Here is a 22728-nt window from a genome sequence, read left to right on the forward strand (position 1 = left end):
GGCAACGGGCGGCCGGGACTACGGCGGGAGGGTGCGGTTCAGAGCCGCTCGCACAGCCCGCTGGCCCGGCGCACCGGGGTCTCCACGGCCTTGCGCACCGCCTCCTCCGAGCCGACGACGCGCACGGACTCGCTCGCCCGGGTGACGGCTGTGTAGAGCAGCTCGCGGGTCAGCAGCGGCGACGTGGCCGGCGGCAGGACGATCGAGACCTTGGTGAACTGGCTGCCCTGACCGCGGTGGACGGTCATCGCGTGGACCGTCTCCACCGCGGGCAGCCGGTGCGGGCGCACGCGTACCGGGCCGGCCGGGTCGCCGAAGACGGCGGTGACGCCGCCCTCGCCGTCGGAGACCACGACCCCGGTGTCCCCGTTGTACAACCCGGTCTCGCGGTCGTTGGCCGTCACGAGCAGCGGTCGGCCAGGGTGCCAGGGAGCGGGCCCGGCCCGGCGGTCGAGAGCGGCGGGAGCATCAGGGTCGGGGCCTGCGGCCTCGGCCACCCAGTCCTCGACGAGCGCGGACCAGTGCGCGACGCCCGCGGGCCCGCGGCGGTGGGCGAGCATCAGCCGGTGGGCGCTGAGCGCCAGCAGCGCCGCGGCGCCGTCCCCGCGGCGGGCCGCCTCGACGAGCGCGGCACCCGCCTGCTCGGCGTCGGCCCGTACCCCGGCGACGTCTGCCTCGGTGATCCGGTCCCCGTCGACCTCGACGAGCCGGACCGACGTGGACCCGGCCCGCAGCTGGGCGAGCGCGGCCTCGGCGTCGCCGGCCCGGATGGCCGCGGCGAGCGGGAGGATGGCGCTGCCTTCCTCCTGGCGGTAGACGGTGGTCAGCCGGACGACACCGTTCGCCAGCTGCTGCTGCTCGGCGTCGGAGAGGTTCGTCAGGAGCTCGCCGTCGAGGGTGCGCGGCACGGCCGTGGAGACGGGCGGACGTCCGACGAGGTCGCCGAGGACCGCCCCGGCCTCGACCGAGGCGAGCTGGTCGGGGTCACCCACCAGGACGAGTCGGCTGTCCGGGCGCAGCGCCTCGAGCAGCCGGGCCATGAGCGGCAGCGACACCATCGAGGTCTCGTCGACCACGACCACGTCGTAGGGCAGGTGCTGCCCCGGGCCGTGGCGGAACCGGGTGGAGCTGCCGGGCCGCCAGCCCAGGAGCCGGTGGATGGTGGAGGCGGTCAGCGTGCCGACGCGCTCGCGGTCCACCGGGTCGAGCGTCGCCACCACCTCGTGCACCGCCTCCTGCAGCCGGGCCGCGGCCTTGCCGGTCGGAGCCGCGAGGGCGATGCGCACCGGCCCGACGACGTCCCGGAGGACGGCGAGCAGCCTCGCGACGGTCGTCGTCTTGCCGGTGCCCGGCCCGCCCGTGAGGACGGTGAGCCGGCCGGTGACCGCCATCGCCGCGGCGAGCCGCTGCCGGGAGTCGGCGGAGGCGGGGAAGAGGCGCGCGAGCGACTCGGTGAGCCGCCCCGCGTCGATCGCTTCGACCGGGTCGGCGAGCCGGGCGTCGACCTGCCGGCGCACGACCATCTCGTCCCGCCAGTACCGGTCGAGGTAGAGGCGGCCGTCGACCCAGCGCACCGGCCGGTCGGCCGGTCCGTCGACGCCGACGGACACGAGCGGGCTCGCGGTGATCGCGGTGGTCCACTCCCCCGGCGCCGGCCAGGGCAGGTCGTCCACCGGCAGGGCCTCCTCGGTGTCGGCAGCGAAGGTCGCGACGTCGTCGAGGTAGAGGCACACCGAGCCGGCTCGCACCGCGCGGGTCGTGAGGGCGACGGCGAGCAGCACACCTTCGTCGGGTTCCCGGGCGAGGGCGCCGAGATGCCTGGCGACCTGGACGTCGGCCGAGCTGATCACCCCGGCGGCGTTGAACCGGGCGAGGAGCGGCGGGGCGTCGAGCGCGAGCCGGACGTCACCGTCCTCGAGCAGGGCGAGAGCGCGTGCGGCACCTGGCGCCCCCGGGCCCCCCGCGGCCGCGCGGTCTTCGGGGACCGTGTCGGCCACCGCAGGGCGTGGCGTCTCGGTCATGACCGCCTCCCCTCGAGCAGCGCCGACAGCTCGACGACGAGCGCGGCGGGCGGGCGCCACGCCATGACGCCGTAGGGCGTGCCGCCGTCGACCGGGGTGCCCGGCCCGGCCATGCCACGGACGAAGAGGTAGAGCCCGCCGCCGAGGTGCCGCCCCGGGTCGTAGCCGCGGTGGCGCCAGCGCAGGTAGCGGTGGAGGGCGGCCAGGTAGAGGAGGAGCTGGAGCGGGTAGTGCGAGCGCATCATCGCCTCGGCGACCGCGCCCGGCCGGTAGTGCCAGAGGGTCAGCGGCTCGTCGACCGGGGCGAGGCGGTTGGTCTTGTAGTCGACGACGACGTACCGGGCGTCGTCGGACCTGCCCCGTCGCAGCACGGCGTCGATGCTGCCGGTGAGGTAGCCCTGCAGCCGCTCGGGGCCGAGCGCCGCGAGCTGGTCGGCGTACGGGGCGAAGACGTCGTCCGCGGGGATGTGCCGGCGCAGCAGGTCGGCGAGGTCGACCACCGTGGCCGCGACCCGGGACGGGGTGTCACCACCGGCGAGCGGCAGCTCGAACTCGAGCTCGGCGAGCCGGTCCGCCGGGTCGACGTCGGCGAGGGCGACGTCGTCGGCCAGCGGTCCGAGCGGCGTGGTCATGACCTGCTCCAGGGCAACGGCGAGCGCGTCCGGGTCGAGACCGGGCACGCGGGCGGTGCCCGCCTCCCCGCAGCGGGCCAACAGCTCGGCGGCCAGGTCGGGCGCGGCCGTGTCGACCTGCTCGAAGACCTCGTGGACGATCGTGCCGAACGCCGCCCCGCCGGGCAGGTCGGCCATGGGCGAGGGCAGCGCACGGGTGGCGTCCGCGGTCTCCACCGAGGCGCTCACGGCCATGTCGGTCTCGTCCTCGACGCCGGTGGTCTCCGGCTCGCTGCTCACCGCCTCGGCGTGCGCGGCAGCGGTGAGGCCGGTGTAGGAGGTGCGCCGCCACGTGTGGTCGAGGGTGCGGCCGAGCCGCGCGACCGCCAGGTCGGGCCGGTCCTGGGCGGGCGCGGCCCAGGCGACGGTGGGGGGATGCTCGGTGACGGGCTCGACGGCGATGGCGCCTCCGGCCCGCTCGGCGACGGCGGTCAGGGCTGCGGCGACCTTGTCGTCCGTGCCGGGCGAGACCCGCTCGGGGGGTTCCTCGCCCGGTGCGTGGCCGCCGAGGAGGAGGCGGGTGAGGGGGCCCGCCGGGGAGTTCGACGACGGCGCCCAGTGGACGACGACCTGGGTGGCGGCGCGGGTCAGCGCCACGTAGAGCAGGCGCAGGTCCTCGCCGCGCTCCTCGGCGAGGTGCCGGGCCCGGGCGTCGGCGTACCAGTCGTCCTCGGTCCCGCCGACGTGGATGAGCCGCGTCCCGGCGTCGTCGTGGTACCGCAGGATCGCCGGGTTCTTCGACTCGAAGCGGTCCCAGCCGAACGGGACGTAGACGACCGGGAACTCCAGCCCCTTGGAGGAGTGGACGGTGACGACCTGGACGGCGTCGGCGTCGGTCTCCAGGCGCCGGCTGCGCTCCTCCGCGTAGTCCTTGTCGGCCTCGGCGATGCGGGTGCGCAGCCAGTCGGTGAGAGCGGCGACGCCGAGGTTGTCCTCGACGGCGGCCAGGTGCAGGGCCTCGCCGACGTGCCGGACGTCGGTGAGGACGCGTTCGCCGGTGGTGGTGGCCATGAGCCGCTCGGCGACGCCCTCGGTGGCGACGGCCTCGAGCAGGGCGGCGACCCCGCCCTCGGCGAGGAAGCGGGACCAGGCGCGCACGGTGTCGGTGAGCTCCTCGCGGTCGACGTCGTCCGCGGTGCCGAGGCGGGCGGCGTCCCAGCCGACGAACGGGGTGAGCGCCAGGGCAGCGGTACGGCCGGCGTGGCCAGGCTGCTCCAACGCGGTGAGGAGGGTGAGCCACTGCTTCGCGGCGTCGGTGCCGAACACGCTGAAGAGCCCGGAGACGACGGCGGGCACCCCGACGGCGGCCAGGGCGTCGCGAACCGACTCGGCGTCGGCGTTGCGACGGGCCAGGACCGCGACGTCGCCGGGCCGCAGCGGACGCCACGTGCCGGCGCCGTCGGGCGCGGCGCCGTCGGGCGTGGTGCCGTCGGGCGTGGTGCCGTGGGGTGCGGTGGTGTCGGGCGTGGTGCCGTCGGGTGCGGTGGTGGCGAGCCGGGTGGTGCCGAGCTGGCCGACGATGTCGGCGGCGACGTCGTCGGCGATGAGCCGGCGGACCTCACCCACCCGCGGGTTCTTCACACCCTTGAGCCGGAACGGGTCGCGCGTGACCTGACGCAGCCGCACGGGCGCCCCGCCGTCGAGGCGCCGGGCACCGGTGTGGGAGGCGTCGACGGGACGGACGACGATGGCCTCGTCGCCGAGGGCGGCGCGGTCGAAGATCGCGTCGAGGCCCGTCAGGAGGGCCTGGTCGCTGCGCCAGTTCCGGCCGAGGGTCGCCGTGTGGGTGGCGACCTCGCGTGCCTGGAGGTAGGTGACGACGTCGCCGCCGCGGAAGGCGTAGATGGCCTGCTTCGGGTCGCCGATGAGGACCAGGGTGCGGTGACCGTGGAAGGCGGTGCGCAGGATCTCCCACTGCACCGGGTCGGTGTCCTGGAACTCGTCGACGAGGACGACGGCGTAGCGCTCGCGCACCCGGCGGGCGGCGGCCTCGCCGTGGACCGGGTGGGTGAGGGCGTCGCGCAGGAGCGTGAGGAGGTCGTCGTAGTCGAGCAGGCGGCGGGCGCGCTTGCGCCGCAGGACCTCGGCGCGGACGGCGCGGGCGAGGGCGTACCGGTGCCCCGGGAGCGACTCGGGCGGGGCGTCGGTGGGCCGCAGGGCGGCCTGGTGGTCGCTGACGGCGTCCTTGGCGATGTCGCGCGCCTCGGACGGGCCGAGCTCGGGGGCGCGGGAGGAGGCGTAGCGGCCGAGGTAGACGTCGTCGACGACCTCCTCGCGCAGGTCGGCGATGTCGGGCACGAAGGTCAGGTCCGGGTCGACGTCGGCGGCGACCCCGAGGGAGGTGAGCATCTGCTGGCAGAAGCCGTGCGTCGTCGTGATGGTGGCGGCGTCGAACTGGGACAGCGCCCGGGTGAGACGGCGGCGCCGACGGTCGAGCTCGGCGTCGTCGACGGCGGCGAGGTGGGCGACGACGGCGTCGGCGCTGGTGCGGGCGGTCGCCGGGTCGCGCAGAGCTCGTTCGGTGCTGAGGAGGCGGTCGCGGACCCGGTCGCGCAGCTCGGAGGTGGCCGCACGGCCGAAGGTGACGAGCAGGAGGTCGGCGAGGTCGATCTCCTGCTCGGCGACGTACCGGGTGGCCAGCGCCGCGATGGTGAAGGTCTTGCCGGTGCCGGCGCTGGCCTCCAGCACGGTCGTGCCGGTGGGCAGCGGTCCGCACACGTCGAAGACCGGCAGGTCGGTGGCGAGGGCGGCCCCCGGGCGGGTGGTGTCGCGGGTGCTGGTTCCGGTCACGGCTTGTCCACCTGCTCGTGCGCGAGGAGCGGTTGCCAGACTCGGCGGGCGAGGACGCCGAGGCGGGTGCGGTCGTCGGGGAACCAGGCCTGCTCGGCCTCGGTGGGCACGCCGAGGATGTCGTCCAGGCCGGCGCCCGGGCCCCAGCAGATGACGTGGTGCTCGTCCTCGCGGAGGAACTGGTCGCCCGACCAGGCACGGTGGGCGTCGACGAGGGCCATGTCGACCGAGTCGCCGCCGTAGCGGGCCGTGGCGTACGTGCAGGCGACGGGGACCGGGACGGGCAGCGGCTCGCGCAGCGCGAGGGAGCGCAGGCTGACGAGCCGGTCGAGGAGGTCGAGCGCCTCCGCCTGGCCGGGGGCGGTGAGCCGCGCGACGTAGACCCCGGGCCGGTTGTGGGTGGGCCGCCCGACGGTCGCTGTGCGCCACGGCCGTCCCGGGTGCGCGGCCGCGAGCGCGAGGAGCTGGACCCACGCTCGGAGCCGGTGCTTGGGGGCGAGGCGGGAGTAGGTCGCCCGCAGGACTGTGGTGCCGTGGACGCCGGGCACGGTCCCGGCGAGCGTGACGCCGGAGGGCAGGTCGACGACGACGTCGACGGCCTCGGCGCCGTCGCTGCGTTCGGCCCGGGCGGCGTCGGCGATGGGCACGACGCGGTTGCCGACGTCGAGGAGGGCGGTGCGGCCGAGCTCCTTGGGCGGGGCGGTCCCCCGGCGCCACTCGGCGTTGATGGCCCGGCTGTCGGGGACGCCCTCGAGGCGGGCCTGGAGGAAGCGTTCGCCGGTGGCCCACGCGTCGAGGGGGTCGAGGGTGAGGGGGAGCCGGTCGTCGACCTCGGCGACCTCACCCGCGACGGACAGGCCGAGCCGGTGGCGGAGGAAGAACTTCACCGGGTGCTCGAGCATCGCGATCAGGTCGGTGAGGTCGACGGTCCCGGCTGCGCCGTCGAGGTCGGCGGCCGGGGCCGGGAGGGGCTCGGTGAGGAACGGCGGCCGGTCGACCCGCTCGCCCCGGCCGGCCACGGCCGCGCGGTGCGAGACGGCGTCGAAGCTGAAGGGCTGGTCGTCCCGCCCGAGGGCACCGGGGACGAAGTTGCGCTCGTCGACGACCTGGAGCGGGTGGCGACGCAGGACGTGCTCCCGGACGGAGGCGCCGTCGGCGGTGGTGGCCGCCCGGTCGAGCGCGTCGAGCAGCTCGCCGACGGGGACGGCGGGCGGGCGGTCGGCCCCGGTGCGCTCGTGGGCGCCGGAGTACAGGACGACCAGGTGGTCCTCGGCGGCGGTGACGGCGTCGAGGAAGAGCTGCCTGTCCTCGCTGCGGCGGTCGCGCTCACCGATGCAGGGGTCACGCAGGAGGATGTCGTCGCCGTCCTGGCGGGTTCCGCGGGGGAAGGCGCCGTCGTCGACGCCGAGGAGGCAGACGACCCGGTGCGGGACGGCGCGCATGGGCTCGAGCGAGCAGACCGTCAGCGCCCCGGTGCGGAAGCCGGCGCGGCTGGGGCGGCCGGCGAGCCGGTCGGCCAGGAGGGCGCGCAGGTCGGGCAGGCGCAGCTCGCTGCCCGGGTGCTCACCGGCTGCGTGGAGGCGGACGTCGCCGAGGACGCGGCGCGCCTGGACCACCTGCCAGCTGTCGGCGGGCGCGGTGTCGGCGAGGTGGGTGACGGCCCGGTCGAGGACGTCGAGCCAGTGGTCGAGCGGGTGGGCGCCGTCGAGGTCGGCGAGGGTGGCGGTGAGCCGGTCGACGTGCTCGGCCAGGCGGCCGGCGAGGTCGATGTCGGTGCTGTCGACGTCGTCGAGCGGGAGTGCGTGGCCGACGTAGCGGTGGTCCTCCTCGGCCATGGCGGCGCCGAGGAGGATGCGGTCCAGGGCGACCTGCCAGGTACCCTGCAGGACGCCCGGCAGGTCGAACCGGGCGCGACGTCCGCCGTCCTCGCCCCAGCGGACGCCGGCGGTGACGGACCAGTCGCGGATGCGGTCGAGGTCGTCGTCGGAGAACCGGAAGCGGCGGCGGACGGGCTCGGCGGCGGCGAGGTCGAGGACCTCGGACGCGGTGACCCGGCCGTCGGCGAGGTTCAGCAGCGTGGCGAGGAGGGTCAGGACGGGGTTGGTGCGGCCCGGGGCCCGGTCGGCGAGGCGTACGCGCATCGTGTGGCCGGGGTGGACGTCGGTGGCGCCGTCGGGGGCGAGGCCGAAGCTGGCGGTGATCAGCGGCGCGACCGCCTCGACGTCGGGGCACATGACGATGACGTCGCGCGGCTCGAGGGTGGGGTCGTCGGCGAAGAGCGCGGCGAGGACCTCGCGCAGGACGTCGACCTGGCGGGCGAGGCCGTGGCAGGAGTGGACCTGGACGCTGCCGTCGCCGGTCGCGAGGGTGTGCGGCTCCGCCTCGGGGTCGTCGGCGGCGAGGCGTTCCTGCAGGGCGCCGAGCAGGTTGCCGGCCCGGGCGGGTGGCCGGTGGTGGGCGACGGTCACGCCGCCGTCGTCCTCCGCCGCCGTCAGGCGGGTCTCGAGCTCGGTCGCGTCCCTGGCCATGGAAGCCAGCAGCGGGTGCTCGGCGTGGTGGTCCTGCTCGCGTCGGCGCGGCGAGACGGGTGCCCCGGCCGCCGCGACCCGGTCCCAGAGGGCCGGGGACGGGTGGGGCAGCCACAGGTGCACGTCCCGGTGGACGGCGAGCGCCCGCAGGACCCGGAGCTGGTCCTCGGGCAGCCGGGTGGGCCCGAAGACGCTGATCCGGTCGGGCAGGTCGACGGCGGCGGGGGTCTCGCTGACGGCACGCAGGGCGTCGTCGAGCCGCTCGGCGGGGCTGGGCTCGCCGACGTGGTCGCGGAGGCGGCGCCAGAGCTCGACCTGCCAGACGAGGTCGCCGGGGACGGGTGCGCCGGCGCCGTCGTCGTCGCGGCCCTCGGCCCAGGCGCGGACCATGTCCGGACGCTGGGCGGCGTAGGAGGCGAAGAGGCGGGCGAGGTGCCGGGCGGCGCCGAGCCGGCGGCCACGGCGCAGGTCGTCGGCGTCGGCGGCGCCGAGGTACCGGCCGAGCGGGGCGCACCACGGCTCGGCGGCATGGGCGTCGATGACCTCGAGCAGCGGCCAGGTGAGCCGGTCGGTCTGCCACGGGTCGTCGTCGGGGACGCCGGTGACGGTGGCGAGGACGTCGGCGACGAGCCGGGCCGGGGAGCCGAACGTGACGTTGGCGCACACGCCCGGTTCGCCGTCGGGGCCGGCGCCGAGGAGGTGGGACAGGCGCTGGGCGAGCCAGCGCTCCACGCCGCGCGTGGGCACGGCGACGACGTCGGGGGTGAACGGGTCCTCGGGCGGGTCCGCGAGCAGGGCGGCGAGCGGTGCGACGAGCGCGTCCGCGCGCTCCGACCGGTGCAGGTGCAGCACTACCTCGACTCCCCCGTTGGCTTCTGGGCCAAGACTATGTCGCTCCACCGACATCCGCGGTCGCTCCGTGGCCCGGAGCGCGTCAGTGCCCGCCGCCCGGCGACGGACTCACCGGACGACGGGCCAGCACTACCTACCTGGGCAGGTCAGCTCGGCCGGCCGCCCTATCGGGGCGTGGTCAGGCGCAGCTCCACCGGCACGCCGTCGCGTCCGGCGACGTCGACGACGACACGCACGCCCCCCTCCTCCTCGACCAGCTGGACCCCCTCGCCGTGGACCTTCGCGAACGACACGCCCTTTACGACGAGCTCAAGTGAGTGCGCCTGGTGCGTCGGGTCGCTGATCGCCGCGGCGATCGTGCCCGCCGTCCGGTGCACGATCACGCTCGCCGGCGCGGAGACCGTGTAGTCGCCGACGGTGCCCGCCTGCCAGAAGTTCACCGCGGTGCGGCGGCCCAGGCGCACGGCCTGGGCGGCGGCGTCGTTGCGCAGCACCTCCACGGGGGGTCGGCCGGACCGTGCCCGCGTGGTCGCGGCGTCCGCCGTCGGGAGGACGACGTACGCGTAGGTATCGGTCCCCTCGTGCACCGCCTCGAGCGTGGCGTACACCCGCTCGTGGACACCCGTGCTGCCGCCCTTGTTGTTGCGGCTCCACGACCCCTGGAGCGTCCGGACGCTCGCGCGCAGCGCGGGCACGTCGAGCAGGACGTAGCCCCCGACGCCCTCGACGTGCGCCCAGCGGGCGTCCGTCAGGGTCGTCGGACCGGTGACCTCGCCGCCGTCGACGAGCAGCCGGCGCGGTGCGGTCCCGAGGTTGCGGTGCTCGAGCACCGTCTTGACCTCGGCGCCGGAGCCGGTGGTGATGTCGGAGCCGAGGGCCACGACCATGTCCTCGACGAACCACCAGGTCTTGCGGGCCTGCAGGCCGGTGCCGCCCGGGCCGATCAGGTGCTGCCCGGCCAGGGCGGAGCCGTCCAGGACCGCCCCTCCGGTCCACTCGTTGGGCGGCGTCGCCTCCCCCCACTGCCCCTCGACCCCGTCCGGCAGCGCAGTGGTGTCGACGGTCGTCCCGGGCGGTGCGGCGAGGTCGCTCGTCGACCAGAACTCGTCGTCGAAGTGGCGGTCGTCGTCGGCGAGGTAGAGGTAGGTCATCCCCTGGCTGGTCTGGTACCCCTTCTCGTTCTCGCCGTTGCCGCACTCGTACCAGGCGATCCGGTTGCTGCACATGGCCAGGGCCATGCCCCAGCCCTCACCGCGGTAGACCATCCGGTCCATCGCCGGGAAGAACCAGGGCGTCGGGTCGTCGTCGACCGGCGCCACCGACGAGGCCAGGAGCTCCTTGGCCAGCGCCAGCCGCCCGACGGAGGCGCCGTCGAGGATCGAGGTGTAGTCGTTGGACTCGAGCCAGTGCCGGCACCGCCCCCGCCACCGCTCGGCGGTCTGCGCGTCCACGGCGCGGGCGAGCATGAGGATCGCCTCGACCGCCATGAAGCCGTTGTCGTAGCTGCGCTCCTTCTCCCGGGAGACGGCACGGCCACGGACCGCGTCCATCATCTGCCCCTGGTAGACCAGCGGGGCGAACGACTCCTCGACGGAGTCGGTGAGGATGACCCGCGACGGGTCGTCGACGTCGTGCGACGTGGCGGCCAGCAGCGCGAAGAGCCGCGCCAGCCCGCGCAGGAGGACAAGACCGTAGGTACCGGTGTACCCGATGGTCGAGTGCTGGACGAACGAGCCGTCGCGGTAGAAGCCGTTCCCGCTGCTCACGTACTGCCACGTCGCGCTGAGGCCGGCGACGGCGTGCGCCAGACGCTCGGTGTCGCCCCCGACGATCGAGCGCACGATGACGGCCTGGCACAGGTCGACCCGGTTGGCGCCCTCGGAGAGCTGCTTGCCGCGGCTGTCCGGGAACTGGTACCAGGGGTCGGGCACGTAGAAGTCGATGGCGGCGCAGTACGAGTCGAGGTCGGCCTGGTCGATGTGGTCGCGGAGCAGCGCCATCGTGTCCGCCAGGGAACGGGTCGCGCCGATCTCCCACGCCCACCAGTTGCCGAACTCCGGCTGGCCGGGGTTGTAGACGAGCCGGTTGGTCTCCCGCAGGGCCACGAGGCACTCGTCGAGGAGGGCCTCGGAGCCGTAGAAGGCGGACCCGGGTGTCGCCCACTGCGTCGCCATCGCCGCGATCCGCAGGTAGGTCGTGCGAATGTTGTTCTCGGCCGTGAAGGGCAGGTCGACGAACGTCAGGTCGCTGCCGACGGCGGCGAGCTGGGCGCGATGGCCCGCGACCTGGTCGTCGGCGGACGCGATCCGCGCCGCGAAGTCGGGGTCGCCCGGCACGAGGAGGTCTCGGCCGGTGAGCTGGTCGACCCAGCGCAGGCGCAGGGTCTGAAGCTCCTGGTCACCGAGCTGGGGAGCCGCGTGGGCGACCCCGGTCATCGCGTCGCCGACGAGCGCGGCGATTCCGACGGCGCCCATGCCCTGGAACATCTGACGTCGGGACAGCTGCATCGCACTTCTCCTTCGTTGGATGGGTGTTGCGCTTGCGGGTGCCGGACGGGGTGCGCGCAGCCACTGACGGTGCTGCGCCGGTCGATCAGGTCTCGTCCGGCGGCCGTGGTGCCCCTACAGGCCCACGGAGTTCTCGACGGCGGTCTCCGGCCGCACGCGGTCGTCCTCGGGGATGTCTCCGCTCATCGCGAGCCACTGGGCGAACCGGTCGCCCCGGTCGACGAGCTCGCGGTAGAGGCGGCGGCGCAGCGCCGTGTGCACGGCGCCGTAGACCGGCGCCGCGATGACGTTGCGCAGCTCGTGCGGGTCCTCGTGCAGGTCGTAGAGCTCGTCGGTGCCGCCGGGGTTGACGACGAGCTTGTACCGGCGGTCGCGCACCATCCGCTGGGAGTACTGGAAGTGGTGGCCGTGGAACTCGGCGACGACGACGTCGGACCCGGCGTGCTCCGCCGGCCGCAGCAGGCTCCGCCCGCGGCTGTGCGAGCGCGGCGAGCCGGCGACGTCGAGGACCGTGGCGTGCAGGTCGATGAGCGTCACGAGCTCGTCCGAGCGGGTCGGCTGCTGCCCGGGTGCGGCGAGGACCAGGGGGATGCGGTAGATGTCCTCGTACATCGCCGGGCCCTTGTCGTTGAGCCGGTGCGCGCCGGTGAACTCCCCGTGGTCGGCCGTGAAGGCGAGGACCGTCGAGTCGGTGAGCCCGCACTCCTCGAGTGCGGTGAGGACGCGGCCGATCTGGTGGTCGATCATCGCGACGTAGCCGCGGTAGGCGGCGTGCAGGACCCGCCAGGTCTGCTCGTCGAGACGATCGGCGCCCCAGTAACGGGAGTAGGTGCGCTGGACGTCCGGCTTGCCGACGAAGGTCTCGGCCATCGACGCCGGCAGCGGCACGTCGGCCGGGTCGAACAGGTCGAACCACTCCGACGGGAGGAGGTACGGCAGGTGCGGCCCGAAGAAGTTGCAGGTGAGGAAGAAGGGCCCGGCGTCGGCGTAGCTGCGGATCTTCTCGATCGCGAGGTCGGCGAGGTAGGCCTCGAAGGTGGCCTCGGTGGGCTGCGCGAGGCGGCCGGCGAGGAGGTGCCCCCGGCTGCCGTCGGGCAGCGTGGTGCGGATCTGGTCGTGCACGTCGACCGGCGGGTGGCCGTGCTCGTCGAGCCAGGCCAGGTAGCCGGGGTAGGTGTAGTCGTTGAGGGCGCCCGGGATGTGCTCGCCGTCGAATCCGTAGTGGTCGGGTCCCAGCCGGCGGCCGACGTGCCACTTGCCGACGTGCCCGGCGGTGTAGCCCTGCGCGGCCAGGTCGTCCGCCAGGGTGCGGGTGCCCGGCTCGAGCTCCTCCCGCAGGCCCGCGCTCCACTCGAAGTTGCCGATCATGCCGTGCTCGAACGGGTAGCGGCCGGTGAGGAGGCTGGCCCGGGCAGGTGTGCAGATGGCGCTGGGGGTGTAGGCGGCGTCGAAGACGGTGCCGCGGGCGGCGAGCCCGTCGAGCACCGGGGTGCGGGTGGGCCGGCCGCCGTAGCAGCCGAGGGTGTCGACCCGGTGCTGGTCGGTCATCAGGAGCAGGACGTTGCGGCGTCCGGCGTTGTCAGTAGGGGACGGCATAGATCTCCTCCACGACGTCCGGCGAGACGTCGGCGGGCAGGACGAGCCGCTTGAGCATGAGCCGGTCGCCGGTGGCCAGGCACCAGTCGAGCAGTCGGCGCCGGCAGTCCTCGAGAAGGCCCGCGTGCCGTGACTCCACGGCGAGGTTGACCATCTCCCCCGGGTCCTCGACCAGGTCGAACAGCTGCTCCCGGTACCGGCCCCAGCCGTAGACGACGTACTTGTACCGGCTGCCGACGAGAGCCCGGCCGTGGGTGCTCGGCCGGTCGCTGCCGACGAACGTCGTCTCGACGACGACGTGGTCCCCGCCGGCCCGGGCGCCGTCGGCGAGCGTGCCGAGCAGGGAGGAGCCGGCCAGCCCCGACGGCGGACCCACGCCGGCGGCGTCGCAGAGGGTGGGCAGGAGGTCGAGACCGACGCTCACCGGCGTCGGTGCGACGGTCCCGGCCGGCACCTGGCCGGGCCAGCGCACCAGGAGCGGGACCCGCACGACCTCCTCGTACAGGGCGGTCTTCTGGTTCCACGCGTGGGCCGCGTCGCCGTCGCCGTGGTCGCTGGTGAAGACCACGACGGTGCTCTCGGCCAGGCCGGTCCGGTCCAGCTCGGCCAGGAGCCGTCCGACGCGGTCGTCGGCCCGCTCGACGAGCCGGGCGTAGTGGTGGCGGTAGCGGCGCCAGTCCTCCGGGGTGTACGCGGCCGTGCCGTACACGAACGGCGCGGCCGCCTGCTCGGTCCGCAGGGCCTCCGGCTCGAAGGGTTGCCTGCCGAAGCTCGCCGGCAGGTTCGGCGCGTCCGCCAGGTCGGCGGACGGCACCGGGCCGTAGTACGAGGGCTGGTTCCGGGCGACCTCGCAGATGGTGTGCGGGTCGTCGAAGGAGACGACCAGGAAGAACGGGCGCTCGGCACCGACCTGGTCGGCCAGGAACTCCCCGGCGGCCTCCACGAGCCCGGCGTCGCCGAACTCGCGCAGCCACTCGAACCCGTCGCCCGTGTCCGCGTCCGGCCGGGTGGCGTGCCACTTGCCGGCATGCCCGGTCCGGTATCCGGCGGCGCCGAGCAGGTGGGCCAGGGACTGCGGCCCGCGGACGCGCTCGGGCTCGCGCGCCGGGGAGTTGGAGTGCACGCCGAGCTCGTGCGGGTGCATGCCGGTGGCCATCGAGATCCGGGAGGGCACGCACAGCGGGAAGGTCACGTAGGCGCGGTCGAACCGGGCCCCCTCGGCGGCGAGCCGGTCCAGGTTCGGGGTCGCGACGTGGGTCGCACCGGCGCAGGAGAGCATGTGGCCGGAGTGCTGGTCGGTCGTGACGAGCAGGATGTTCGGTCTCATGCCGGCACCGCCCAGGGGTCTTGCACGCGCTCGAGCTCGGCGCGCAGCTCGGCCAGGAGCTCGCGGGCCTCGTCGGGGCGCCCGGCCAGCACGTCGGTGCGCTGGTACGGGTCCGCCTCGAGGTCGTACAGGTGGACGGGTCGGAGGTCAGTACCGTCCCGGGCGGCCACGAGGAGGCGCTCGGGCGTCCGCAGGCCTCGGATGTCCTCCGGTCCGGCGGTGCTCGGCATCCGCAGGTACAGGGCGGCGCCGGGACCCGGCGCCGTGGCGCTGCGTGCCGCGTCCGCGAGGTCGCGGCCCTGCATGGCGGCGGGCACCCGGTCGCCCAGCCCGAGGAGGGACAGCACGGTGACCGGCAGGTCCGGGGTGCTGACGAGCGCGTCGCGCCGACCGGGCTCGATGCGCCCGGGCAGGCGGAGGACGAGCGGGACCAGGAGGGACTCGTCGTACCAGACGTTCTTGGCGAGGAGGCCGTGGCTGCCGAGCTGCATCCCGTGGTCGGACGTGAAGACGACGAGCGTGTCGCCGGCGGCCCCGGTCTCCTCCAGGGTCCTCAGCAGCCGCCCGATCTGCTCGTCGACGCCGGTGACGGCGGCGAAGTAGTCAGCCGCCACGGCGGCGGCCTGGCGACCCTCGGTGGTGGTGGTGTCGACGTTCGGCCGCGTGAGCAGCTCCGGGACGTCGCGGTAGCGCGCGACGTAGCGGTCGGGGACCTCGTCGAACGGCGGGTGCGGCGGGTTGTAGGACATGACGACGGCGAACGGGTCGCCTCCGGCGGCGGCGCGCCCGCCCAGCTCGCGCAGCAGCTCGCAGGCCACGTCCGTCTCGTGCTCGGCGGACCACTGGTGGATCCGGTGCGGAGCCTCGCGCGGCGCCTCGTCGACCCAGTAGTGGGGCGTGAGGTGGTTGTCGCTGCACCCGTGGGAGTACCACCGGCGAAAGCCGTGGCGCCGTGGGCCGGGCGGGGTGTAGGCGTCCCACACCCGCCCGTCGTCGCGCCGGCCCTCGCCGTGGTGCTCGTCCGCCGGGGCGGGCAGGTCCAGGTGCCACTTCCCGACGTAGGCGGTGTCGTAGCCGGCGGCGTCCAGCACGTCGGAGAGGCAGACCGCATCCGTAGGAAGGGGGGCCGTCAGGCCTGCCGCGCCGGAGCTGAGGTTCGAGGTGACCCCGTTGCGGTGCGGGTACTGCCCGGTCATGAGCATGGCCCGGTACGGGCTGCACACGGGGTAGTTGCTCACCGCGCGGGTGAACCACGCCCCCTCGGCCGCGAGACGGTCGAGGACGGGGGTGTGGACGGGGTCCGCGCCGGCGACGCCGAGCGCACCGGCGCGCCACTGGTCGGCGAGGACGAAGAGCAGGTTCGTGCCCGCCACGCCCCTACTTCCCCATGCCCAGGGTCAGGCCCTCCGTGAGCCTGCGCCCGAGCCACACGAACACGACGACCATCGGGAGGATGACGATGCAGAGCCCCGCGAAGAGCCCACCCCAGTCGGCGCCGCTGTACGTCTGCTGCTGGACGAACGAGATCAGCGCGACCGGCAGGGTGAACTTGTCCGTGGACTGCAGCAGCGTCAGCGCGAGCAGCGTCTCGTTCCAGTGCGAGATGACCTGCAGGACGAACGCGGTGAGCAGGCCGCCCTTGGCGAGCGGGAGCATGATCCGCCAGAACGTCTGGAACGGGCTGGTGCCGTCCAGGGCCGCCGCCTCCTCGAGCTCGCTCGGCAGCGAGCGGAAGAAGGCCGTGAGCAGGAAGACGGTGAACGGCATCGAGGTCCCGATGTAGACCAGGTTGAGCCCGATCAGGCTGTCCGTGAGGTAGAGCCGGCTCATCATCACGAACAGGGGCAGGAGGATGACCTGCACGGGCACGCCGAGGCCGAGGATGAAGTACATCGTCAGGACGTTGGTCAGGCGGCTCTCCTGCCGGCTGAGGTAGTACGCCGCCGGCGCGGCGATCGCCACGGTGAGCACCGAGGAGACGATCGTGACGTTGAGGCTGTTCAGCGCGGCGGTGCCGAAGTTGCTCGCCGTCCAGGCGTCGACGAAGTTCTCGAACCTCAGGCTGGTCGGCAGCCCCCACGGGTTGTCGAAGATCTCCCGGGTCCCCCGCAGAGACTGCAGGACGACCCAGAGCAGGAGCAGCACGTTGAAGCCGACGAGCCCCCAGATCAGGGTGATCCCGATGCGGCGGACGGGGCCGTCCCCCGAGAGCTTCGGGCGGGTGTTCCGGCGGCGGTTGCGTGGCCGTGGCGCAGCAGGTGGGAGGGGCGCCGGGGTGGTCTCGGGCATGGCGGTGGATGTGGTCACTGGGCGGTCCGATCAGAACTCGATGGCCTCGCGGCGCGTCACGCGGCGGAGGAGGACGACGAGGACGCTGACGAGCAGGAGGGAGAGGACGGCTGCTGCCGCGGCGGCCCCGAACGAGGGGATCGACTCGCCCCCGAACGCGGTCGCGTAGGTGTAGACGGCGGCGGTCCAGGTCTCGTGCGGCGGGGAGCCGACGGTCGTCCCGCCGCCGAAGATCCAGACGATCTCGAAGATCTTCACCGCCGAGATCGTCCACAGCACGGCGCAGACCGCGAAGACGTCCCAGGTGAGCGGCAGGATGACGTGGCGCAGCCGCTGGAAGGCGTTGGCGCCGGCCAGCGCGGCGTCCTCGAAGAAGTACGGCGGGATGCGGTCGACGCCGGACATGAGGATCGTCGTGTAGTAGCCGACCGTCATCCACAGCATCGTGATCATGATCAGCGGGAAGAGGTTCTCCCGCGCGAGCCAGGCCAGGGGCGCCTCGACCCCGATGAAGCCGAGGAGGGAGTTCAGGAGCCCGTCGGGGTTGAAGATGAAGCCCGCGAGCACCCCGAAGACCAGGGCGTTGATGAGGTGCGGGATGAAGATGACCGAGCGCGCGAACGACTTGCCGGCCATGTCCCGCAGGAAGAGGCTCATCGCGAAGGCGAGGACGAAGATGGCGCCGCCGACGACGAAGAGCAGGAGCAGGGTGTTGCCGAACGACGTCAGGAACAGGTCGTCGGTGAGCAGCCGGGTGTAGTTGCCCAGCCCGCGGAACTCCATCGGCCCCGCGCCGGGCCACTTGTTGAGGCTGATCCAGATCGTCGCGCCGACCGGCACGACGAAGAGAGCGGTGTACAGGACGAGCGCGGGGCCGACGAAGGGCCAGAACAGGCGGCGACGCTGACGTGCCAGCGGCGAGCCCGCCTGTCCCGGCGCCTTCGTGGCCGGCGAGCTGAGGAGCGCGGACATCAGCCCTGCTCTGCCCAGTACTCGGCGGTCGCCGCTGCCATCTTGTCAACGAACTCCTGCGCGTCGATCTTGCCGAGCACGAGCTCGTCGTTGATGGCCCAGAAGACCTTGTCGTTGTAGCCGGGGAAGGCGACGCCGTCGTTCTGCTGGTGGAAGGAGTCGGCCTCCTGCAGGTGGGCCCACACGCCCGCCTGCTCGGCCGGCGGCTCGACGTCCTCGCGGACGGGCAGCTGGCCGCCCTCGGCGGCCAGGGCCTGGTACTTCTCCTGGAGGTAGAAGGCGGCGAACTTCTGGGCGGCGTCGGCGTTGTCCGCGTTGCGCGGCACGACGAAGCCGTTGAAGTCGGCGCGGGCGCTGTTGTGGTCCCCGGACGTCAGCGGGAACGGCATCGACGCGAAGTCGAAGCCCTCGCTCGCGTAGGTCTGGGTCTCCATCGGGGCCCACGTGCCCATGAAGAGCAGCGCGGCGTCCCCGGCGGCCCACTCCTGCTGGTGCGTGGGGAACTTGCTGGCGTCGTAGCCGTCGACGAAGTATCCGCCGTCGACGAGCTGCTGGACCTTCTCGGCGGCGTCGAGGACGGCCGGGTCCTTCCAGCTCTCGCCCGTCTCGTCCGCCGCGATGGCGTGGAGCGAGCCCGGCCCGGAGTTGCGCAGCAGGAGCGTGGTGAACCAGTAGGCGTTGTACCCGGGGATGTCGCCGTCGAGCGCGATCGGGGTCTGCCCGTCGGCCTCGAGGCTGTCGAGCAGCCCGATGAAGTCGTCCCACGTCTGCGGGGGGCTCTCGACGAGGTCCGGGTGGCTGGCGGCGTCGAACCAGACCGCGTCGGAGGTGATCGTGTAGGGGACCATCCAGGGCTGGCCGTCCTCGAGCTCGATGTCGATGGTCTCGAGGTACCGCGCCGGGACGACCTCCTCGAGGGTCCCGCCCTCGGACTCCGCCGTCCAGGCCTCGTCGAGGCCGAGGGCCTGCCCGGAGGCGACGATGGCGGGGAAGAGCTTGACGTAGGAGCCGTCGACCAGGTCCGGGCCGGTGCGGGTGCTGAGGGTCGGCACGGTGCGCTGGACGTTGTCGCGCCCCTGCCACTGCGCGTCGACGGTGATGCCGGTCTCGGCCTCGAAGTCCTCGATCGCCTGGGCCATGACCACCTGCATGGGTTCACCCTCCTTCCACATGGACCAGTAGGTGAACTCCGTCGACTCCTCACCGCTGCCGGAGTCCGCACCACTGTCGGAGCAGGCGGCAAGGACGAGGGAAGCGGCGCCGATCGCGGCGAGGGCGGCAGCTCGCCGCCCGGGTCGGATATGCATCATTGCAACCTTCCGTGGTGGACAGCCCCGGTCGTCCGGGGCCCTGTGCACCGTCAGCATGACCCAAGTCACCCCCTCCGTCAAGGTGTACTTCGAGATGACTTTGGTGCAATGCACCCCCCGATTGGCGATCAGTACTACCTAAGTCATTCCCAAATGGGTTCGTCGGCTGCTACGTTGTCCCCGACGAAAGGAACCTGCATGACAAGCATCGAAGCTGATGCCAGGCCGGAGGACGGGCGGGAGCTGAAGTTCCGTGCCCTCGCCAACGACCTGCGCGCACGGATCGTCAGGGGTGTCTGGGAGCCGGGGGCGAAGCTGCCCACGGAGAAGCAGCTCTCGGTCGACCACGACCTGTCCATGACCACGGTCCGGCGCGCGCTCGACGAGCTCGTCGAGCAACGCCTGGTGGTGCGCCGGCAGGGCTCCGGCACCTTCGTGGCCAAGACCCCGCCGCGCTCGCGCGACACCCTGTCCGTCGGCGTCCTCGTCCCGAGCACGACCCAGTACTACCCGCAGGTCCTCGCCGGCATCGAGACCACGCTGTCCGGCGCCTCGGCGCGGATGATGCTGGCGTGCTACCACTACGACTCGAGCGAGGAGGACCGTGACATCGCCTCGCTCGTCGACGGGGGCGTCGACGGCCTGCTCCTCGCACCCGACCTCACGACCCCCGCCGACCCGGCGGCACGCCTCGAGGAGCTCCTCCGGCTGCCCGTGCCCGTCGTCCTGCTCGAGCGGCGGCTGTTCGACGCCGGCCCGGCGGACCGGGCCGAGTACGTGCGCACCGATCACGAGGCCGGTGCCTTCGACGCCGTCTCCCACCTGGCCACGCTCGGGCACGAGCGGGTCGCCCTCATCTGCCGTCACCCCAACCCGACCGGCAACTGGGTGGTGCGTGGCTACAACGCGGCCGTGACGGACCTCGACCTCGCCCGGATCGACCCCGTGCTGGCAGCCAGCGACGACTGGTCGCCCGGTCGGGCCGACGAGGCCCTCGCCGAGCTGCTCCGCAGCCGCGCGACCGCCGCGGTCGTCTTCGGCGACCGGGAGGCCGCCCTGCTCGAGGGCGCCGCACGCCGGGCGGGAGTGCGGGTCCCGGAGGACCTGGCGCTCGTCGCCTACGACGACGAGAGCGCCGACGTCGCGGAGATCCCGCTCACGGCGGTGTCACCGCCCAAGCACACGCTGGGTCGCCTCGGGGCCCAGGTCCTGCTGACCCGGCTCAGCGACGGCGACGCCGCCCCGGTGCACCAGATCAACCTGCGTCCCCGGGTCGTCATCCGCGACTCGTGCGGCGCCCGCCTGCGAGGAGCACGATGAGACTCGGACTGATCGGGGCAGGCGCCGTCGGCGTGCTGCACGCGCGCGCGGCCCAGGAGGTCGAGGGGGTCTCGGTCGTGGCGGTGTGCGCCCGCGAGCGCGCGGAGGCCGCCGAGCTCGCCGGGCCGCTCGGCGCGGGCGTGCACACCGACTACCGGGAGCTGCTCGCCGTCGCCGGCGTGGACGCCGTCGTCGTCAGCACCCCGCACGCCCTGCACACCCAGATGGTTCTCGACGCCGCCGCCGCGGGCGTGCACGTGCTCGTCGAGAAGCCGATGGCGACGACGGAGCAGGACTGCGACGCCATGGTGACGGCGTGCTCCGAGGCGGGCGTCCGGCTCGCGGTCGGCCACATCCAGCACTTTCTTCCCGACAAGGTGGCTGCCGCCGCCGCGATCGCCGCGGGGGAGATCGGCGACGTCCTCCTCGTCCACGACTACCGCAGCACCGACTACCGGGCCGGCAGCCGGCCGGGATGGTTCTTCGACCCCGCGGTCGCCGGGGGCGGGGCCGTGATGAACATCGGCGGGCACTGCATCGACCGGATGAGCTGGCTGGCCGGCTCGCTCCCGGACGAGGTCCGGGCGCACACCTGGTCGCGCTTCGGCGTCGGCGTGGAGACGGACGCCGTCGCCACGCTGACGATGGCTAACGGGGTGGTCGCGTCCCTGACCATCACCTCGACGACGCCGCGGCACCTCGACGAGATCGTGGTCGTCGGCGAGCACGGCACGGTGGTCGCCGACCCGCGGGTCGGGACGGTGCTGCGCCGGGACGGCGACGTGCGCGTCCTGCACGAGCCGTCGAGCGACGACATCCCCGTGGCGTTCCGCCACCAGCTCGAGGCGTTCGTCCGCCACGTCGACGACGGCGCCACCTTCCCGGTGAGCCTCGAGCTCGGCAGGTCCGTCGTGGCGACGGTCCGCGCGATCTACCGCAGTGCGTCCGCCGGCCACCAGGTGCGCGTCGAGTCGCCCGAGATGGACCCGGTCCCGGCTGCATGAGCCAAGTCGGCACGCCCTCGGAGGACGCCGCCCGGGACGCCGGAGCGGCGGGCGCGCGGCCCGCCTTGGGTGTGGTGCTCGCCCCGTCCGGAGGGCGCCGCGATGGCGAGCCGTGACCCCGAGCGACCCAACGTCGTCCTCGTCCTCGCGGACGACCTGGGGCCCTGGGCGCTCGGCTGCGCCGGCAACCCGGAGATCAGGACGCCCCACATCGACGGCCTCGCCGCCGAGGGCACCCGGCTGAGCCGGTTCTTCTGCACGTCGCCGGTGTGCTCGCCCGCCCGGGCGAGCCTGCTCACCGGCGAGATGCCGTCCGTCCACGGCGTCCACGACTACCTCGACGCCCGCCACGTCGGCCCCGACGGCACCGACTTCCTCGCCGGCCGCCGCAGCTACACGGACGACCTCGCCGACGCCGGGTACCGTCTCGGCCTGGTCGGCAAGTGGCACCTCGGCGCGAACGACCGGCCGCGGCCGGGCTTCGTCCGGTGGCTCGCCCACGCAGGCGGTGGCGGGCCCTACCACGGCGCACCCCTGCACGACGAGCACGGGCCCGTGGACGCGCCCGGCTACGTCACGGACGTGCTGACGGACGCGGCGCGGCAGTTCGTCGCGGCGGAGGCGGACCGGCCCGAGCCCTTCTACCTCTCGCTGCACTACACGGCCCCGCACAGCCCGTGGAAGGGGCACCACCCGGCCGAGTACACCGACCTGTACGCGGACTGCGCGTTCGACTCGGTGCCGCAGGAACCGACGCACCCGTGGGTGCCGCTCGTCGACGGTCACCCGATCGGGGGCGAGGCAGACACCCGGGCCGCGCTGGAGGGCTACTTCGCGGCGGTCAGCGCCATGGACGCCGGCGTGGGCGGCCTCCTCGCCGAGGTGGCGGCCCAGGAGCTCGAGGAGAGCACGCTGGTGATCTTCACGAGCGACAACGGCTTCAGCTGCGGCCAGCACGGGATCTGGGGGAAGGGCAACGCCACCTTCCCGCAGAACATGTATGACGAGTCGGTGCTCGTCCCGTTCGTCGCGCGCCTGCCCGGGCGGGTGCCGGCGGGACAGGTGAGCGACTCCCTGCTCTCCGCCTACGACCTCGCGCCGACCCTGCGCGAGCTGTGCGGGCTCGGCGCCGGGCCCGGCTCCGGCCCGGGGCGCTCCTTCGCGGGCCTGCTCCGCGGCGACGCCGACGAGGGCCACGACCGCGTCGTCGTGTTCGACGAGTACGGACCGGTCCGGATGCTGCGCACCCGCAGCCACAAGTACGTCCACCGCTACCCGCTCGGGCCGCACGAGCTGTACGACCTCGTGGCCGACCCCGCCGAGCGCACCAACCTGGTCGACGACCCGGACCATGCGGGGCTGCGTGCCGAGCTCGCCGCCGAGCTGGACGCCTGGTTCCGGCGGCACACGAGCCGCGACGCCGACGGGCGCGTGCTGCCGGTCACCGGCGCAGGGCAGGTGGCACCGCTGAGCGAGGGCACGGGCGCGTTCCGCGAGGCGGCGCAGTTCCGGGCCGTGCCCCGCTACTGAACGGGCCTCGA

At 73.9% G+C, this 22728-nt stretch carries 13 protein-coding genes; 3 read left to right on the forward strand and 10 right to left on the reverse strand.

From position 1 onward, the window contains the following. Nucleotides 1-38: 38 nt before the first annotated feature. From recD to GD748_RS04005, 10 genes are all read right to left on the reverse strand, one after another. Nucleotides 39-2021: an exodeoxyribonuclease V subunit alpha gene (gene recD / locus GD748_RS03960; RefSeq protein ID WP_152193860.1), complete on the reverse strand. Its 1983-nt coding sequence runs from the start codon at nt 2019-2021 to the stop codon at nt 39-41. Further along, nucleotides 2018-5482, reverse strand: a complete 3465-nt coding sequence (locus tag GD748_RS03965; RefSeq protein ID WP_226920727.1) for a UvrD-helicase domain-containing protein — start codon at nt 5480-5482, stop codon at nt 2018-2020. Before GD748_RS03965 ends, recD begins: the two co-directional genes overlap by 4 nt. Continuing rightward, nucleotides 5479-8862, reverse strand: coding sequence for an exodeoxyribonuclease V subunit gamma (gene recC / locus GD748_RS03970; RefSeq protein WP_152193861.1), 3384 nt, complete (start codon nt 8860-8862; stop codon nt 5479-5481). The genes GD748_RS03965 and recC overlap by 4 nt, the downstream gene beginning before the upstream one ends. A gap of 164 nt (nt 8863-9026) precedes the next feature. After that, nucleotides 9027-11369: a polysaccharide lyase 8 family protein gene (locus tag GD748_RS03975; protein ID WP_152193862.1), complete on the reverse strand. Its 2343-nt coding sequence runs from the start codon at nt 11367-11369 to the stop codon at nt 9027-9029. A gap of 114 nt (nt 11370-11483) precedes the next feature. Beyond that, nucleotides 11484-12965 (reverse strand): sulfatase-like hydrolase/transferase, encoded by a 1482-nt coding sequence (locus tag GD748_RS03980; RefSeq protein ID WP_152193863.1) that lies wholly within the window; start codon nt 12963-12965, stop codon nt 11484-11486. Continuing rightward, nucleotides 12949-14292, reverse strand: coding sequence for a sulfatase family protein (locus GD748_RS03985; protein WP_152193864.1), 1344 nt, complete (start codon nt 14290-14292; stop codon nt 12949-12951). The genes GD748_RS03980 and GD748_RS03985 overlap by 17 nt, the downstream gene beginning before the upstream one ends. Next, nucleotides 14289-15665 carry a sulfatase family protein gene (locus GD748_RS03990; RefSeq protein WP_152193865.1) on the reverse strand — a complete coding sequence of 459 codons (1377 nt, stop codon included), beginning with the start codon at nt 15663-15665 and terminating at the stop codon, nt 14289-14291. The genes GD748_RS03985 and GD748_RS03990 overlap by 4 nt, the downstream gene beginning before the upstream one ends. Before the next feature lie 4 nt (nt 15666-15669). After that, nucleotides 15670-16599 carry a carbohydrate ABC transporter permease gene (locus GD748_RS03995; RefSeq protein ID WP_226920729.1) on the reverse strand — a complete coding sequence of 310 codons (930 nt, stop codon included), beginning with the start codon at nt 16597-16599 and terminating at the stop codon, nt 15670-15672. 12 nt (nt 16600-16611) lie between these two features. Next, the gene (locus GD748_RS04000) at nt 16612-17553 is read right to left on the reverse strand and encodes a carbohydrate ABC transporter permease (RefSeq protein WP_152193866.1); all 942 of its coding nucleotides are present in this window, start codon (nt 17551-17553) and stop codon (nt 16612-16614) included. Further along, nucleotides 17553-18863: an ABC transporter substrate-binding protein gene (locus GD748_RS04005; protein ID WP_226920733.1), complete on the reverse strand. Its 1311-nt coding sequence runs from the start codon at nt 18861-18863 to the stop codon at nt 17553-17555. The genes GD748_RS04000 and GD748_RS04005 overlap by 1 nt, the downstream gene beginning before the upstream one ends. Nucleotides 18864-19061: 198 nt before the next feature. On the opposite strand from GD748_RS04005, the gene GD748_RS04010 reads away from it, so the two are divergent. From GD748_RS04010 to GD748_RS04020, 3 genes are all read left to right on the forward strand, one after another. Further along, nucleotides 19062-20183: a GntR family transcriptional regulator gene (locus GD748_RS04010; protein ID WP_152193867.1), complete on the forward strand. Its 1122-nt coding sequence runs from the start codon at nt 19062-19064 to the stop codon at nt 20181-20183. After that, nucleotides 20180-21187 carry a Gfo/Idh/MocA family protein gene (locus GD748_RS04015; protein WP_152193868.1) on the forward strand — a complete coding sequence of 336 codons (1008 nt, stop codon included), beginning with the start codon at nt 20180-20182 and terminating at the stop codon, nt 21185-21187. Before GD748_RS04010 ends, GD748_RS04015 begins: the two co-directional genes overlap by 4 nt. A 102-nt stretch (nt 21188-21289) precedes the next feature. Next, the gene (locus GD748_RS04020; protein ID WP_152193869.1) at nt 21290-22717 is read left to right on the forward strand and encodes a sulfatase family protein; all 1428 of its coding nucleotides are present in this window, start codon (nt 21290-21292) and stop codon (nt 22715-22717) included. Nucleotides 22718-22728: the final 11 nt, after the last annotated feature.

Origin of the sequence: Georgenia subflava, from assembly GCF_009193155.1 — a bacterium.
In the GTDB taxonomy this organism is placed as follows: domain Bacteria; phylum Actinomycetota; class Actinomycetes; order Actinomycetales; family Actinomycetaceae; genus Georgenia; species Georgenia subflava.